Origin of the sequence: Lactobacillus sp. wkB10 (genome assembly GCF_000760615.1) — a bacterium.
Taxonomy (GTDB): Bacteria; Bacillota; Bacilli; order Lactobacillales; family Lactobacillaceae; genus Lactobacillus; species Lactobacillus huangpiensis.
The window spans coordinates 1-15,688 of sequence record NZ_JRJB01000011.1 but is presented as its reverse complement, the minus strand read 5'-3'; the positions used below and the strand labels follow the sequence as shown (position 1 = coordinate 15,688).

At 36.3% G+C, this 15,688-nt stretch carries 18 protein-coding genes; 3 read left to right on the top strand and 15 right to left on the bottom strand.

From position 1 onward, the window contains the following. Positions 1–8 precede the first annotated feature (8 nt). A complete protein-coding gene (gene thiD / locus LACWKB10_RS08130; protein WP_034981024.1) occupies positions 9–812 on the top strand; it encodes a bifunctional hydroxymethylpyrimidine kinase/phosphomethylpyrimidine kinase in 804 nt (267 codons plus the stop codon). A 10-nt stretch (positions 813–822) separates the two neighbouring features. After that, positions 823–1,488, top strand: coding sequence for a thiamine phosphate synthase (thiE, locus tag LACWKB10_RS08125; RefSeq protein ID WP_369792493.1), 666 nt, complete (start codon positions 823–825; stop codon positions 1,486–1,488). Between the two features lie 102 nt (positions 1,489–1,590). Here the strand turns inward: thiE and gap are convergent, their stop codons facing one another. Then, entirely contained in the window at positions 1,591–2,610 is a 1,020-nt protein-coding gene (gene gap, locus LACWKB10_RS08120) for a type I glyceraldehyde-3-phosphate dehydrogenase (RefSeq protein ID WP_034981019.1), read from the bottom strand. 104 nt (positions 2,611–2,714) lie between these two features. On the opposite strand from gap, the gene LACWKB10_RS08115 reads away from it, so the two are divergent. After that, the gene (locus LACWKB10_RS08115; RefSeq protein ID WP_052060357.1) at positions 2,715–3,446 is read left to right on the top strand and encodes a LysR family transcriptional regulator; all 732 of its coding nucleotides are present in this window, start codon (positions 2,715–2,717) and stop codon (positions 3,444–3,446) included. A gap of 111 nt (positions 3,447–3,557) precedes the next feature. Here the strand turns inward: LACWKB10_RS08115 and LACWKB10_RS08110 are convergent, their stop codons facing one another. The 14 genes from LACWKB10_RS08110 to LACWKB10_RS09885 all read right to left on the bottom strand — a co-directional run bounded on the left by LACWKB10_RS08110 (position 3,558) and on the right by LACWKB10_RS09885 (position 15,573). Further along, complete coding sequence (locus tag LACWKB10_RS08110; protein ID WP_034981016.1) at positions 3,558–4,250, bottom strand: dihydrofolate reductase family protein; 693 nt, start codon at positions 4,248–4,250, stop codon at positions 3,558–3,560. Positions 4,251–4,443: 193 nt separating this feature from the next. Continuing rightward, a complete protein-coding gene (locus tag LACWKB10_RS08105) occupies positions 4,444–5,283 on the bottom strand; it encodes a hypothetical protein (RefSeq protein ID WP_034981013.1) in 840 nt (279 codons plus the stop codon). 22 nt (positions 5,284–5,305) lie between these two features. Beyond that, the gene (locus LACWKB10_RS08100) at positions 5,306–5,641 is read right to left on the bottom strand and encodes a hypothetical protein (RefSeq protein ID WP_034981135.1); all 336 of its coding nucleotides are present in this window, start codon (positions 5,639–5,641) and stop codon (positions 5,306–5,308) included. Between the two features lie 16 nt (positions 5,642–5,657). Further along, the gene (locus LACWKB10_RS08095) at positions 5,658–6,416 is read right to left on the bottom strand and encodes a LiaF domain-containing protein (protein ID WP_034981010.1); all 759 of its coding nucleotides are present in this window, start codon (positions 6,414–6,416) and stop codon (positions 5,658–5,660) included. Then, entirely contained in the window at positions 6,416–6,877 is a 462-nt protein-coding gene (locus LACWKB10_RS08090; RefSeq protein WP_034981007.1) for a LytTR family DNA-binding domain-containing protein, read from the bottom strand. Before LACWKB10_RS08090 ends, LACWKB10_RS08095 begins: the two co-directional genes overlap by 1 nt. 237 nt (positions 6,878–7,114) lie before the next feature. Further along, positions 7,115–7,723, bottom strand: a complete 609-nt coding sequence (locus LACWKB10_RS08085; RefSeq protein ID WP_152560582.1) for an AAA family ATPase — start codon at positions 7,721–7,723, stop codon at positions 7,115–7,117. 5 nt (positions 7,724–7,728) lie between these two features. After that, positions 7,729–8,571: a class II fructose-bisphosphate aldolase gene (locus LACWKB10_RS08080; protein WP_034981002.1), complete on the bottom strand. Its 843-nt coding sequence runs from the start codon at positions 8,569–8,571 to the stop codon at positions 7,729–7,731. A 44-nt stretch (positions 8,572–8,615) separates the two neighbouring features. Then, entirely contained in the window at positions 8,616–9,053 is a 438-nt protein-coding gene (locus tag LACWKB10_RS08075) for a lipopolysaccharide assembly protein LapB (protein WP_052060355.1), read from the bottom strand. Between the two features lie 21 nt (positions 9,054–9,074). Then, entirely contained in the window at positions 9,075–10,406 is a 1,332-nt protein-coding gene (locus LACWKB10_RS08070) for a PTS sugar transporter subunit IIC (protein ID WP_034980998.1), read from the bottom strand. A 23-nt stretch (positions 10,407–10,429) separates the two neighbouring features. Next, positions 10,430–10,735 (bottom strand): PTS sugar transporter subunit IIB, encoded by a 306-nt coding sequence (locus LACWKB10_RS08065; protein ID WP_034980994.1) that lies wholly within the window; start codon positions 10,733–10,735, stop codon positions 10,430–10,432. A gap of 21 nt (positions 10,736–10,756) precedes the next feature. Continuing rightward, positions 10,757–12,835, bottom strand: coding sequence for a transcription antiterminator (locus LACWKB10_RS08060; protein ID WP_034980992.1), 2,079 nt, complete (start codon positions 12,833–12,835; stop codon positions 10,757–10,759). 196 nt (positions 12,836–13,031) lie between these two features. Then, a complete protein-coding gene (gene deoC / locus LACWKB10_RS08055) occupies positions 13,032–13,685 on the bottom strand; it encodes a deoxyribose-phosphate aldolase (protein WP_034981129.1) in 654 nt (217 codons plus the stop codon). Positions 13,686–13,916: 231 nt separating this feature from the next. Next, positions 13,917–14,120 carry an FMN-binding protein gene (locus LACWKB10_RS08050; protein ID WP_034980990.1) on the bottom strand — a complete coding sequence of 68 codons (204 nt, stop codon included), beginning with the start codon at positions 14,118–14,120 and terminating at the stop codon, positions 13,917–13,919. Positions 14,121–14,178: 58 nt separating this feature from the next. Further along, positions 14,179–15,573, bottom strand: a complete 1,395-nt coding sequence (locus LACWKB10_RS09885; protein WP_034980987.1) for an IS3 family transposase — start codon at positions 15,571–15,573, stop codon at positions 14,179–14,181. Between the last annotated feature and the right edge of the window lie 115 nt (positions 15,574–15,688).

The following is a 15,688-nucleotide window of genomic DNA, read 5'->3' as shown; positions in this document are numbered from 1 at the left end:
GCTTTATGATGACAGAAAAAATTAACTCTTTCCCCCAAGTTTTAACTATTGCCGGCACTGATTCAGGTGGCGGTGCTGGAATCATGGCTGACTTAAAAACTTTTCAAATGCAAAAAGTATTTGGTACAGCTGTAGTAGTAGCAGTGACGGCTCAAAACACTTTAGGTGTGCAAAAGTCTTTTTTACTCCCCTTAGAAATGATCGATGCCCAATTCGCCTCTCTGGCAGAAGATTTCCACATCCGTGCTTGTAAAACAGGAATGTTGGGCGATGCAGATCACGTCCACCAAGTTGCACTTAATTTGCAAAAGTATGACTTTGGTCCTATTACCATAGATCCAGTGATGATTGCTAAAGGGGGCGCACCATTATTAAGTCAAGATGCTGTCGCCACCGTTAAGAATGAGCTGCTGCCTTTAGCCGATCTTATAACACCCAACTTGCCAGAAGCGGAGACTTTAACTGATATCAAGGTACAAGATCAAGCCCAATATCCAGAATTAGCTCATAAATTACAAGATATGGGAGTTAAAAATGTGCTAATTAAAGGCGGTCATGCAAGTAGCGAACAAGTAAAAGATTATGCTTTATTTGCTGATGGTTCCGATCTTTGGGTCAGCAGTTCCAGAATACATACCGAGCGCACCCACGGCACCGGTGACACGTTAGCTGCAGCAATTACGGCTCAGCTGGGTTTAGGTCAAAGTTTACCGTCAGCAATTAAAATTGCTAAAAAGTACGTTACTAAAACCATTAAGGAAACCATTCAAGTTGGTCATGGTCACGGTCCTTTAAATCATTGGGCTCAGTAATTTAGGAGAAATAATGAAAAACTTTAACACTGATTTTTTACATGCTTACTTTATTTGTGGCAGTCAAGACGTTCCGGAAGGTAAAACATTACCGGGCATAGTCGCAGAAGCACTTGCTGCAGGTATTACTGCTTTTCAATTTCGAGACAAGGGACCTAATTCAACTTTAAGTGAAGCTGAGAGACTCCCCATGGCACAAAAGCTGCATCAATTGTGTCAAACGTATCACGTGCCTTTCTTCATTGACGATGATGTTCAGCTCGCACAACAAGTTCATGCCGAAGGTGTCCATGTTGGTCAAAGTGATGAAGAAATCAGACAGGTCATTAAAGAAGTTGGCGGTCAGATGATTATCGGCTATTCTTGCTCGAATTTAACGCAAGTTGAACAAGCCAATAAAATTAGCGGAATTGATTATTATGGCAGTGGTCCAATTTATGCCACCCAATCTAAAAGTGATGCCGACCCCGAAATTGGTATTGCCGGCTTAAGCAAACTGGTCAAAAGCACAACCCGGCCAATTGTTGCTATTGGTGGGATTACCGCTAGCGACTTAAGCGCAATCGCTAAAACTAAGGCAGCTGGGGCTGCGGTAATTTCTTTGATTGCTCAAAGCAATGATATTAGGCAAACCGTTAGTCAAATGCTCACAGCGCCATGGGTGAAAAATGACTAGTATATTTTAAAAACACAAAAAATGATTCTGCACTTGGCAGAACCATTTTTTATTGATGATAAACAGTTATAAATTGATAAAAATATCAGTTAATTTTTGGAATTAACCTAGCTGGGCAATCTTTTGCAGTGTTCTGATCATTTGGGCTACAAAGCCGGATTCATTATCATACCAGGCATAGCCTTTGACTAGTTGTACCCCATTATCTCCAGTTTCAACTTGGGTAAGAGTTGGATCAAATACCGAACCAAATTCAGTGCCAATAATATCTGATGACACAATTTGGTCGTCATTATAGCCAAAAGAAGCATTCCCTTCAGTATGCTTTTTAATTCTAGCGTTAAATTCTTCAACCGTAACTTTTTCTCTTAAAATGGCAGCTAGTTCAGTAATAGAACCAGAAATAACAGGGACTCGTTGAGCAATACCCGTAAGTTTGCCATCCAGTTCAGGTATAACTAGTCCAATCGCTTTAGCTGCTCCAGTTGAATGCGGAATAACGTTAGCAACAGCGGCACGGGCATTACGGACATTGCCACCACGATCAGGTCCATCCTGCAACATTTGTGAAGCTGTGTACGCATGCGTTGTAGACATAATTCCCACTTGAATGCCAAATTCATCGTTCATTGCCTGTGCTAATGGTGCCAAGCAATTAGTGGTACATGAGCCTGCGGAAATAATTTGATCAGAGTCAGTTAATTGATCATCATTTACGCTATAGACAATAGTTTTCATATTGCCTGCAGGAGCAGAAATTAATACTCTTTTAACACCAGCATCAAGGTGAGCTTGGGATTTTGCAGTTGAAGTATAAAATCCAGTACATTCAAGTACTATTTTAACCCCGTCATTTTTAACCCACGGAATTTGACTAGCATCTTTTTCCGCATAAACCGGAATATTTTTACCATCAATTACAATACTATTAGTTGTAGCAGTTACTTCATGATTAAATTGACCATGCGCAGTATCATATTTTAATAAGTGTGCTAACATAGCTGGTGAAGTTAAGTCGTTGATTGCGACAATTTCGATGTCGTCACTGGCCACTTCATAAATTCGCCGTAAAGCAAGCCGACCGATGCGACCAAAACCATTAATACCAATTTTTGTAGTCATAATAAGTTCCCCCTTTAGATTACAAAATTAGTATATTAAAACAAATTCACTCTGCATAATCCGAGATTATAATAGGGTTATCACTTTTAATGATATGGAGTATTATGAATTTTAACGATTTATATATTTATCAAACAATTTATCAAACTAGATCACTGAATAAAGCGGCATTGAAATTGGGCTACACTCAATCCAATATTACGGCCAGGCTCAAAACAATGGAGCGAGAACTGAAAACGCCACTTTTTGTGCGTTCTAATTTAGGAGTCAGACCAACTAAAAATGGGCAAAAAATGTATCATTTTGCGACTAAAGCACTACAAAACTATCAAAATTTAAAAGACGATTTAACCAGTAACAAACCAAAAGTTTTAATCTCTGAGTTGCTTTTTGGCTATATTATTACCCAAAAGAAACAGTTTGCACTTGATCAATATGAAGTCATCATTAAAAGTACTAATGAAATTCAAGAATTATTGACTAAGCATCCCTATGACATGGTCTGGGCCTTTACTCCGATCACTTTACCCCAATATTCGTTAATCAAGAAAAGCCATTTACAAGCCTGTTTTTTAAAAGGCAAAAAGCAGGAAAATAAAAGAGTACCGGTTGCCATAAATGCAGACTTAAATTGTCCGTTTCGTAACTTGACTCTCAAATTAACGCAGAATAAAAACAGCGTCACTGAAATTGATTCACTGGAAATGATTTTAGAGCTGGTCAAAAAAGGCCAGGCAACTGCATTATTGCCTAAATACTTAATGAATGATGATTTAGTTGCAGCTGATTCGCAAAGTTGGAATATCCCCTATTATTTTTATCGCTATCAATTATAAACAAGTAAAAAGACGCCATATTCGTTGGTTAAAATTTTGGCAAAATTAAAAGTACTAAACCGTTTCCAACTTGATACTCTGAATTAACCAATTTTATAGTATTAAGAGAAACTAACTTTGTTTCTTAAACAACAGGTGTACACCGCCGTCTGCTAATTTTTTGGCACTTACAAAGGCAAATGAATCATCAATGTATTTACCTAAAGTATTGAAAGCAGATTTTTGTTGAGAATCTCCATTCACATGTGGTGCAACTACTAAAGAAATTTCATCAACTAAGTGTGCCTTTAAAAAGACGCCGTCAATAATTGAGCCACCGCAAACAGCAAGCGTTGTGATATTAAAATGCTGTTTTAACTTAACCAGAACTTCTGTTAAGTTAAATTCCTGCTCACCACTAATAATATAAGGAATTTGTAAGGTACGTAAGTAAGCTAAATAATTTTTACTTGCCTGCTTAGTAACTATTTCAATTGCATGCATCTTATAACCATTATATTCGAAATAGTTTTGTGTCCAGTTGCATTTGCCCTTGCGATCAAAAGAAACCGACCAGGTTTGTGACTTAATATCCGGCAGCCAATCTTCGTATTCAATTTTATCTGCAGGATATTTGCTTAAATCAATCTGTGCATTAGCTGGCGTGGCATACATTTGAATAGTTTCACGACCATTAGCATCAGCATTGCTTAATTCAAATAATTCATCTGAATAATATTGACTAGAAATACTACTACCGTATTCACCATCAATTTTGCCATCAATTGAAACATACATGTGGACAATAACTTTACTACGTTTCATGGGTATACCAGTCTTTCTATCACTTTTCATTTTATTATAAACAGTTTGGTTTTATCGCTTTTTAACACTAACCAAGCTTGTTCATCCGACGATTAGATTAATGGTAATACTTCAAGTGAACTTTAAGTCAACATGAATTTTTTCTACCTATAAAAAACGACAAACTATTAATAGCTTGTCGTTCCTCAAATGTTTAAAAAAGTTCCTTTAAATACGTTTCATAAACTGGACACAGATTAAACGCATACTTTCTGTAAGTCCGCGTTGCTAATGGGTCTGTAGAGTCAAATTCACCACTTAAAGTTTGATATTTTGCTTGTGCCCAATTTAGCAATTGCTGTTGCAATTGGTCTAATAAATTAGGCTTAACAGCACCCATCCATCCTAAAGTCAATTCTTGGGAGGCATCCTCAAAAGAAAAGCAATAAGCCTTAATTTGTCCAGCAGCAATTAGCGCTAATGGGGCGTGTTCAAGTTGATCAGTGAAAATGGTTTTGCTCCACTCACTAAGAGGTATCTTTGCAACCGGATTTGCTAAATGATTTTTTTGATAATCTGAGAAGCTCACCTGTGCCAGCTTATTCATCATTACAGAATCTTTTTTTATTTCGTGTAGAGTGACCAACTGTAAATCAGTATCTATCAGAATATTTTTCAGTGCCCTTTTCAAGGGCATCTGGGGTTCTACAGTAGTTCTGATTAATTTAAAACCATTTTTTTGACCAATAGCATTAAAGAGTAACTGCGGTGCATAATCATAAGTAATTAATGCGTTTTGGTGATTTTTTTGGGCTTTTGCCGTTAAATCCGTCAATATTTGCTCATAAACCTGCATTTGTTCCACGCTGGTTAATCTAGGTGCAAGATAGCCCGCAAAATTTAAGGAATAAGGGTGAAAAGCATTTTGCCAACAGGTCATTAATCCGACTGGCTTATTTCCCAGATAATAGGCTTGTGTATTTTGAGGAAATTGTTCTATAGTTTCCTTAATTTTTCTATCTGGACTTACATTGGCTAATAATGAGCCATACATAATTAATAATCTCCTTTATGGACTATTTTTTCGCCCGTAAAATTTTGGTCTTGGCATCATTGTAGCCGTCAATGTAGCGTTCTATTTCAATTGCTTTATTCTGGGTAACACGATTAACTAAGTTAACACCTTTTTTAGGAAAAGCCTTGAAAGAATGACTCTCTGCATAGTCCTTTTTGGCTTGTTCATAACCCATTTGATAATCACTGAGAGAGCTCTTTTTCACAGCAGTTTTTGCTGCATTATAGGTATAATTATTGGTATCATGCCATTTTTTATAGGCTTTTTCAGCTTCTTTATAGTTTCCGGCTTCATAATTTTCTTTGACATAATCATGTAATTGTTTTAAATTAACCATTTTATTTTCTCCCAAGTTAAACATAATTAACTTCCACATCACCCATGCTGAAATGCCCAGTTAACATTAACGTAGGACCGTCACCGGTAGATTCGTCATTAATATCTAATTCTCCCAGAGCTAAGTTTAAGTTATCACTGTTGACTTTCCATGAAGTTGGAACGTAAATTTCAATCTCACCCATAGTGCCACTAATGTCAACGGTCACTACATCGCCTGCAGCTTTAGCTTGATCAAGGTAGACTTCAACTTCACCCAAAGAAGAATTAATTGTTATACTGCGTAAATTTTGTGAATGAACATAACGCGAAACTGATGACAAGCGCTGATTGATTACTATATCTTCTCCATCAACTTTTCCAGTACCGCTACTGAATACGTTATTATCAATTCTTGAGCGATTATTGCTAAAGTTCTTCCATTTGCCGTCTTTTTTTTGGTTAAAATAGACTTTGGGAAACCAGTTTCTCTTAAAAATCAGCGTTAAACCTAAATAAATTAATAACGCCGCCACTAAGATCGTCCATGGTACAATTTTGGTAATATGCAAGGGTTCAGCGTAAACAATTAATAAAAAGGCAATGGAAAAAGTTGTACCAAACAAACTTTTATCAGCCACGCTTTCGATCAGTGCCGCTCCGAATATGATAGTCCAAATAATCATGCTGACTTTTAAATGAAATGAAAGCAGATGCAACTGATTAAGGACTAAGAATACGGCAGCTGCTACTAGAGCAATGCCCCAAAATACTTCTCTAAGTTTAAATTTTTTCATTATGATGACCTTCTCTCGTTTAACCTATCATTCAAATTGTGATAGTAATGACGTGAAACATAGACAGTTTTATAAGAATCGCGAAAATTAATTTTACAGTTAGAAATCGAACGTGTTAACGCATAAATTTGATTTAAATTTAAAATTGTTGACTTAGATACCCGCATGAACTGATTATTTAACAAATTTTCTAGTTCATAGAGTTTGTAGTCTACGGTAAAAGCATCCCTGGCAGTATGTGCAATCACTTGTTTATCTTCTGTTTCAAAAAATAAAATCTCATTCATGCTCAAGTAATAGGACACATTATCTTTTTTGCCTTCTATCTGGTCAGGATGTTCACTGATACCTTGCAACTGTCGGTATATCTGTTCAACTTCTGGCGTTACAGATTTAGCATGAATTGTTACACTGGTATCGTCATCTTCCATATCCGGATTCAGTTCTATTTTTATTTTCACGCTTCTCACCTGCCCTTCATCACTTGATGATTTAATTAAACGCTTATTTTAATGTAAAATCTAGCACTTTTGACTAAGTGGCAATTATAAGAAACCAAGTGGCATATTTTTTTGATTCAGAAGAAGCAGAAAAATTCAAGAGCACTAAAAAAGCCGTAATTCGTTTTAATACGAAATACGGCTAAAATACTATTTTTAAATGAATATTGAACAAAATATTAAGAAGTAAATTTATACCTAGTTGACCCAGCTTTTTAGCTTAACAATTGTACCGTCATAATCAACTTTACTAAAATCAGAAACATTAAGAAAAATTGTTTTACCTAATGTAAAAGTTGAATATCCCCTTTTTTTATTAAAACTCTCAAATTCCTGTTTTGTTTTTTGGATATCCATTTTTGTCCTGTCGGTTAAAGTATCACCTTTATGATAATGGTTCATTATGAATCCTAAAGGACGATCAGGATCCAAATCACGTTTTCTCTGTCTTTCATATAAAATATCTGAATCACAAGTCAGCGTAATTGTAATTATTTGAAAATGATACCTGTTAGCTAATTTTTCTAAGGTATCATGCTGGCGATAGGAAAAAGGGTAATCAGAAATAATTGATTGACCTTTTTTCATAAAGTTTGCGACATTTTGGTAAAACATATTGTACGCTTGATTATCTAACTCTGTTTTTTCAGACGGATTATCAAAGCCTTTACTTTCATAAAGCTGCTCTTTAAACAGATCTATAGAAACCTCATTAAAATAATCGGGAATGGCCTTGCATATCAGTTTTGCCAAATAAGATTTACCGGTACCAGGACAACCAGCTAAAAGCAACATCGTTTTTTTCAACGAGATCACCCTTTATTCATGAATAATTCAATTTTATGTTTAATAATATTATGAACGCTTTCGTTACATGGAATAATGTTATTTCTCAGAGATTCATTAACTTCGGTTTTGTCAAACATCTCTTTTGCTTTCTTAGTCCATGAAACTAATAGTTCAGTTCCGACGTTAAACTTGCGAATACCATTTTCGGTCAGTCTATGGTAATCTTCCTCGTTAACTCCCGTTCCACCATGGATAACCATTGGCTTATCCAGTTTACTATGCAAATCTTCAATAAGTGGAAAGTTCAACTCGGTTTTAGATTGAAATTGCCCGTGATGTGTACCAACGCCCACAGCTAAAGCATCAACATCACATTCTTGCAAGAATTTGACAGCATCTTCAGGACGAGTATAGTTTCCTTCTTTAACGGTAAAACCTTCTTCAGTTCCACCGATAGTTCCAATTTCACCCTCAACTGAGACACCGCGTTTATGGGCATATTCTACAACTCTCTTGGTCTTGGCAATGTTTTCCTTAAATGAAAGTAATGACCCATCAAACATGACCGAACTGTATCCGGCTGCAATTGCTCTTTCAATGTCTTTAATATCACGGGCATGATCTAAGTGGAGCACAACATCCACCGCTTCGTGTTCTGCCATGCTTTTGCAAACAGCTACAAAGTTTCTCATCCCCTCCGTATCAGCCGTACCAACAGAAGTTTGAATAATAATAGGAGCACCTTCTTCGTGCGCAGCCTCAATCATAGCCGGAACCATTTCCAAGTTATGAGCATTAAAAGCACCAACTGTGAAATCCATTTCTTCTGCTTCTTTTAGTACTTCTTTTAACGTTTTATAAGCCATTTTTTCTCCTTTAATTGTTAATCTCAACTATATAATCTGGAAATTTATTTAGAACGCATTATTTTCTTAGATAATGCCGTTAATTCGTCACCCTTGTTGAGCCATTTTTGTATTTCATCATTATCTTTAGCATAAGCAGCTTTTTGCCGTTTGATATCATAAAGCTTAAGCAAACCGTCAAAAGCCGGACCAAAATCCTCGTTGAGTTTCAAGCTTTTTTCATAAGCATCAATAGCATCATCAACATTACCCAGCTTTTGATAGTTCTGCCCTAACTGGGTTAAAACAGTAGCTTTTTGTTTATTGCTTGCTACTGACTCTGAGTTGCTGTCATTAAGTTGTTTAGTTAAGTCTTTGATTTGACTCTTGATCTGTTGCTTTTCATCATCTGTTAATTGGCTGCTTGTTTCATTAGTTTCTTTATCTGCAGCTGAATTACTTTCCGTTACATTTGATTTAAAAATTTTCGACCAAAACGACATTATTAAACACCTCCAAAGTAATTAGCCAAAGGCATGAAAGGCCGGTGCAATAACCCACAGATATAATAAAGCAGCGGTAATGGTATCAACATCTGTAGCTGTGGCGTTTACAAAGCCAACTGATGATAATGCGCCAACCAAAAGTGCTGGAAGCAAGGTAATAAACAAACCGTGTGCAATACCACCAATGATGGCACCACGTTTGCCGCCAATTGCATTACCAAAGATTCCTGCAGTACCGCCCGCAAAGAAATTAGTAGTCATGCCTGGCAAGATTACTGCTAGTCCTACTAACGGGGATAAGAACATGCCTATAACTGTCCCAATAGTTGTCGTTACGAAACCAATAATGACTGCATTTGGTGAATATGGAAATAAAACTGGACAGTCAAGAGCAGGTACTGAATTAGGAACTACCTTCATAGCAATACCACGAAAGGCAGGAACAATTTCACCTAACATCAAACGAACCCCTGAAAGCATTACATAAACACCTACTGTAAATTGAATAGCTTGTAAAAAGGCATAAATAATGTAGTTTACGCCTCCTGCAGCTCCCCCCGCAGCTTTAATAGACCAGTAAGGACCAGCAAAAGCAGCAGTAATAATGTATAAAGGAACCATTACTACCATAATAGAAAGGGAATTATCCTGTAAAAATGACATGCTCTTAGGAAGCTTAACGTGTTCCCAAGAATCTGTTCTTTCCTTAATGTTAGTTACATGTTGATCAACTTTGCGGTCTCTGACTAGCCAGGCCACGCCTGCCTCAACCAAATATCCAATTGTACAAAAGTGACCTAGGGCAATTGCATTGCTGCCAGTAATTTTACGTACAATTGGTTGCGCTAATGCCGGCATTGCAATAGCAAAAATACCACCTATAATACTACCCATTAAAATTAACGGAAAACCTTTTAAGCCGGCAAAGTGACCACCAATAACAGTCATAGTAGCCATCCATAATAAAGCTTGTCCGGTTAAAAAGACATACTTCCATTTAGTAAATCTGGCTATGATAATGTTCACAATGAAAATACCTAAAAGAGTTAAGGCAATACTATTACCTAAACCCAACTTGTTCATTGCCTGACCATTAATGGCTTCAATACTAGGTACAATACCTTTAGTGTGAAAACCATGCTGAAAAATTACTGCAAAATAAGCCAAACTTTGTTGAATAATTGTCGAACCAGCGGATAAAACTTCAAACCCAAGCAAAGTTTTAAGCGTACCACTGATGACCGCTCCCATTTTTTTACCCTGTAATATTAATCCCAGCATCGCAATTAATGAAATTAAAATTGCTGCCTGAGTAAGGATATTGTTAATTATCCATTGAATAACGACCATTTCTCTCACTCCTTTTTATAAACTTAACTATCTGCAATTTGTTTCACAACTGGTAAAACTTTTTCTTTAATTTCGTCTTTATCAACGATGTTGTCTAAATAGACAAATTTGGTTTTGGGATCAATTTGCATATTGGCAAATTGAGATTCAAAATTGCTTGCTGAAACAATAACATCGGCATTGAGTGAAGGTGCATCTGAAATCGAATCATGATCTGAATTAACTTCGATACCGGCTTCACTAAAAACATCATCTGCTTCCATCTGACAAGCTAAGCTTGAGCCCAAGCCGTTGCCGCAAATAAAGAACACTGTAGGTACTTTTGCCATATTTTTACACTCCTAACTCTATTATTTTTCTACGCCAAACAAGGTCTTTTTAAAACTTTCTTTATCGCCCGTATTAAAAAGTTCTTCAATCTTATTTGGCTTATTTATTAAATCCACAATTGCTTTTAAAACATTTAAATGTGAATAGCTGTCAATTGCAGACAAAACAAAAATGATTTTTACTGGATCATTTGCCTTGTTGCCGAATTCTATTGGTTCAGCCAGTGATGCTACACTGACATCCAATTTTGCAACCCCGTCCTCCGGTCTTGCATGGGCCAAAGCAATTCCAGGACCTATGACAATATAAGGTCCGAATTTTTTAACTGATTCTTCCATTGCGACAACATAATCATCATTAATTGATTTATTTTTTATTAGCGGTTGGCTGGTTTTTTCAATTGCTTCACACCAATTATTAGCCGTTATGTGTATTTGGATTTTGTCATCAGTTAACAAATCTTGAAGCATTGGCCTCACCTCCCTCTCTTTTATTTCAATATGATGTTCAGAAAAAATTTCAATTAATTTGTCCACTAAGCGGGCTGAAACATTTTTTCTGGTTTCTGATTCAATTAGCGAAATGGTGTCTTTAAGCAAATTTTTCTTAACTGAAGGACTTTGCTTTAAAGACAGCATATGTTTTTTAATATCTGCTTTGGCAATAAATTTCTTTAACTCCTGATAGTCTTGCTTTCTGGGAACAGGAGGCATTTTAAAACTGGGGACCATTCCTGTTGATTCATTAATTGTCTTAACGACAAAATCTATGTTTAGCTTTCTTAAAGAATTTATATCTTGTAATCCTAAAACTGCCACAACTTCGACATTCATGTTTCTAGAAATATTGGCAGCTAATAGCTGACCGGTAGCTTCGCCATAATTACAAAGAACCGCAATTCTGTAAAAGTTGTTTTCTTTGATGCTTTCTTCGTAATAAGTACTAAAGTAAACCGTTATGAAAGCTTTCTCTCCTGCTGAAACGTTTTTACTGTATCTGCTTTTAAAAAAAGCTGAGATATCTTGATAAATAGTTGCATAGCTGTTCTTAAGAACTTCAGTTAACGGATTAAATACTTCAATATGATTTTCCTGCCTTTGCAAAAATGCTGAAATATGTGAATTAAGCTGTTCATAAAGTTGTTCAGAATCACGGTAATTAATTTTTTCTATATCACTCATATAATCTATTAACCGTAAAGTCAGAAGTTCCGATTCAGCCCATTTGTCAATTCTTACCTCTTTTTCACCTAAAAATGTTTTAAGAATAAAAGTCATATAGCTTTTTTCATTTTCCGGTACTGTCAGTTCCAAATTGTCCAGTAAATTGTTTACAGATTTCATAATTCTAGTATTAGCAATTTCTAGAGTAGAAACCTGACTGTCATCAAGATATTGTTTTTCCTGCAAACGTCTAATCCAAATGGCCATTAAAACAGAAATTTGTGCTTCTCTAGCAGAAACTCCTTCATAACGACCACCAAGTATCAGCTCTTTAGCAACTTTATTAGTTTGCTTAAGTACCTGAGGATTTAAATAATCAATTACTATTTGGTAACTATCACTTCCTTCAAAGCTGCCTTTTTCCGTTAATTGGGAAATATCAATATTTTCAACAATCAATTGTTGAATCATTGTTCTGATATTTCTTTCAGCACCTTCAATTTTTGCTCCTTGCTGCGTATCTAAGGTCAGAGAATATTTGGCAAGAAATTCTCTAACCTGGCGCATATCCTTGTCCATCGTGCTTTTACTTATATTCAGCCGCTTTTGTTCTTCATAAATTTTTACCTGGTGAGGAGCTTTTAGAAAGCTGATAATGATATGAAGCTGTCTTTCTCTAGGATCAAGAAACGTATCCGAACTAATTTTTAAAGAGTGAGATAAGGAATGTCTGGCATCCAAATCAAGACAAAAATAAAGTTGCCCCCGCTTATTAGAAATTCCAGTAATTGAAAGGTCACTTAAAGTTCTGTTAATATCATCCACATCATTTCTGATAGTTCTGGAAGAAACATTCAAGGCTTGACTCAATTCATCGATTGATAAATTTTCTTTATCAAGCAATTCATTTATTATCAGTAATTGCCGGTCTTTCATATTCCTCACCTCAATTCAAATAATACGTTACCGCTTACATATAAAAAAGAGTTTATTGTTTCCACTTTTTTTGGAAAAATAAGACACATAGTCTACCTGCTTTCAACAAAATTTTGCAAAAAACTACACTAAAAAAGAAGACACCTTGCGTTAACAAATACAGTGTCTTCTCTAAATACTTATTTTTGTGCCAAATCTACAATTCTTTTATTATTTTTAGACTTGCACTTGCCCCTAATCTGGTAGCTCCACTAGCAATCATTTGGCAGGCTTCAGCTTTAGTATGAATACCGCCTGCTGCTTTGATGCCCATTTTAGTTCCGACGGTTGCGGCCATAATCTTAACATCTTCTGCTCTGGCTCCATATTTTGCAAAGCCAGTTGACGTTTTCACGAAATCAGCACCAGATTTTTCTGCTATCAAGCATGCTTTTTTAATTTGTTGCGAATTAAGAAAACAATTTTCAAGAATTACTTTTACCTTTTTTTCCTTTGAATGTACCGCTTCGACAACCGCTTTTTCATCTTTAAGCACCACATCATAGTCTTCTGAAAGAAATGCTCCAATATTTTGGACCATATCACACTCATCGGCACCATTTGCGACTGCTTGTGTTGCTTCAAAAACTTTAGTTTCAGTAGTAGTTGCTCCTAGGGGAAAACCAATCACCGTTACAGTATTAATTTTTGTTCCTTGTAATTTTTCACTCACATATTTTACCCAAAAAGGATTTACACAGACAGACGCAAATTGATATTTTTTAGCCTCTGAAATCACCTTATCAATTTGCTCTTGAGTCGCATTTGGCTCCAATAAAGTATGATCAATATATTTATTAATTTTTTCCATTACTTTTTCTCCCTTTCTGCAAATAAAGTAGTTATAAATATAGATTAATTGGTTAAGAAGTTTTTTAAAAGCACTTTCTTTTTCAAAATTTTTAGGTAAATTCATAAACAATGTTTCAGTTTAATGATTACCAGGTTAACTTGCCCTAACTTCATAATACAAAAAGCAGGTCATAAGTTTTAACCAAATTTATGACCTGTTTTAAATGCTTATTAAATTCTTGATAAATATCTATTTAATTTTGCTCAATGCATCCCTGACAGCATCTTTTAATCCTCTTGTAGTATTAGAGGCGCCCGAAACTGCATCTACGTCAACCTTATTTTCATCGACCATTTTTTGAGGTAATTCGTTAATTGCTTTTTGGCCATAATCATCAGATTCAGCTTGTTTCAGCACCTCAACTTTTTTATTTATCAGCAATTTAAATTCCATGACAAAAAGCAGCTCACTATTATGATGTGAACCCTAAAATTAGGACACTTTATATTAGCTAACTGAGGACTAATTGCCGATATTCAAGCGGAGTTAGTCCTTTTAGTTTGATTTTGATTCTTTTCTGATTGTAATACTCAATGTAGTCTCTAATCGCATCTTCCAGTTCAATGAGATTTTTAAACTGCTTTTCAAAACCATAAAACATTTCTCGTTTGAGTATTCCGAAGAAGCCTTCCATTAGCCCATCATCAAGCGAATTGCCCTTGCGTGACATTGATTGGCTAATGCCGTGATTTTTAAGCCACGCTTGAAACTGGCCGTTTTGGTATTGCCAGCCTTGATCAGTATGGAAGATCAAGCCATTCAAGGCCGGATATTTGTGCCAGGCCTTTTTTAACATATCCATGGTCTGCTTAAGATTAGGGCTGCGGGAAATAGTATAGGAAACAATCTCTTGGGTGCAGCCGTCAATGATCGGTGATAAATAGGTCTTTTGCCCCTTGAGCTTAAACTCCGTCACATCTGAATACCATTTGTGATTGGGATAAACCGCACTGAAGCTGCGTTTAATCAAGTCAGGCTTAATCGGACCCTGAGTGCCGCGATAGCTGCTGTATTTGTGCCAGCGTTTACTGACTATGCCAAACAATTTCAGCTTGTTCATTAAGCGCTGCACCTTTTTATGATTGACTAATAAACCGCGACGCCTAAGCTCTGCAGTAATACGGCGATAGCCATAGCGGTGCTTGTGTTCTTCATAAACAGCTTTGATTTCAGCCATTATTTCTCGATTGTCCCGCTCTTTGTCCTTCTTCTTTAAAGTGTAGTAGTAATTGCTACGAGAAAGATGGGGCAGATTGGGATTGGCATTAATGGCATCAAGAATAAAAGTTACGCTGACTTTAAGCTCGCGCCTTAGTTGGGTAACTGCCTGGACTATTTCCGGGGCTTGCGGTTCTTGGTCCGCTGGTCGACTAAGACGCTCAATTTTTTTACGAATTCGTTCTCGATTTTCAGCTTCAAGTTCTGCTGGCGTAAGCGTTCGTTCTCTTGCTTGAGTCGATGGTTTTCCTGTTTGATCAGCTGCTCTCTTTTGGTCATGGGGCGGTCGTCCTCTCTGCTTGTTAACGATATTATACCCATTTTTACGGTATTCGCGCAGCCAATTGGACAACATGCCATGACTTTTTAAACCTAAATCTAGCGCTACGTGATAAAGGGGCTCATGGTCAACTATGATTCGCCTAAGAGCCTGCTCCTTAAAATTACTTGTATAAGCTGTGAAAGGCTGATCTAAAATGGCTAGACCGTGACGGTCAATTAAAGCCAACAAGTAACCAATATTAGATTTGCCAACCCGATAACGCTGACTTAGCTCAGCAGGGCCGATTTGATAATCATGCCAAAGATGATAGATTTCAATTTTATCTTGTTTGGATAATTTAGACATAAAAATAACCCCCAAATTTGTCCTAAATTGAAGTGCAACTAAAAAGTTAGACATTTTAATATTACGCAAGACTCAATGCACGATTTCGATATTTGATCGGGGTCGTGTATTTTAG

What these genes read in the sequence shown, in the direction of transcription:
- LACWKB10_RS08095 (WP_034981010.1), bottom strand. Translation starts at nt 6,416, where the DNA reads ATGAAAAAATTTAAACTTAGAGAAGTATTTTGGGGCATTGCTCTAGTA.
- gap (WP_034981019.1), bottom strand. Translation starts at nt 2,610, where the DNA reads ATGACTACAAAAATTGGTATTAATGGTTTTGGTCGCATCGGTCGGCTT.
- thiD (WP_034981024.1), top strand. Translation starts at nt 9, where the DNA reads ATGACAGAAAAAATTAACTCTTTCCCCCAAGTTTTAACTATTGCCGGC.
- LACWKB10_RS08070 (WP_034980998.1), bottom strand. Translation starts at nt 10,406, where the DNA reads ATGGTCGTTATTCAATGGATAATTAACAATATCCTTACTCAGGCAGCA.
- LACWKB10_RS08100 (WP_034981135.1), bottom strand. Translation starts at nt 5,641, where the DNA reads ATGGTTAATTTAAAACAATTACATGATTATGTCAAAGAAAATTATGAA.
- LACWKB10_RS08050 (WP_034980990.1), bottom strand. Translation starts at nt 14,120, where the DNA reads ATGGAATTTAAATTGCTGATAAATAAAAAAGTTGAGGTGCTGAAACAA.
- LACWKB10_RS09885 (WP_034980987.1), bottom strand. Translation starts at nt 15,573, where the DNA reads ATGTCTAAATTATCCAAACAAGATAAAATTGAAATCTATCATCTTTGG.
- LACWKB10_RS08105 (WP_034981013.1), bottom strand. Translation starts at nt 5,283, where the DNA reads ATGTATGGCTCATTATTAGCCAATGTAAGTCCAGATAGAAAAATTAAG.
- LACWKB10_RS08110 (WP_034981016.1), bottom strand. Translation starts at nt 4,250, where the DNA reads ATGAAACGTAGTAAAGTTATTGTCCACATGTATGTTTCAATTGATGGC.
- LACWKB10_RS08115 (WP_052060357.1), top strand. Translation starts at nt 2,715, where the DNA reads ATGAATTTTAACGATTTATATATTTATCAAACAATTTATCAAACTAGA.
- deoC (WP_034981129.1), bottom strand. Translation starts at nt 13,685, where the DNA reads ATGGAAAAAATTAATAAATATATTGATCATACTTTATTGGAGCCAAAT.
- LACWKB10_RS08075 (WP_052060355.1), bottom strand. Translation starts at nt 9,053, where the DNA reads ATGTCGTTTTGGTCGAAAATTTTTAAATCAAATGTAACGGAAAGTAAT.
- LACWKB10_RS08065 (WP_034980994.1), bottom strand. Translation starts at nt 10,735, where the DNA reads ATGGCAAAAGTACCTACAGTGTTCTTTATTTGCGGCAACGGCTTGGGC.
- LACWKB10_RS08080 (WP_034981002.1), bottom strand. Translation starts at nt 8,571, where the DNA reads ATGGCTTATAAAACGTTAAAAGAAGTACTAAAAGAAGCAGAAGAAATG.
- LACWKB10_RS08060 (WP_034980992.1), bottom strand. Translation starts at nt 12,835, where the DNA reads ATGAAAGACCGGCAATTACTGATAATAAATGAATTGCTTGATAAAGAA.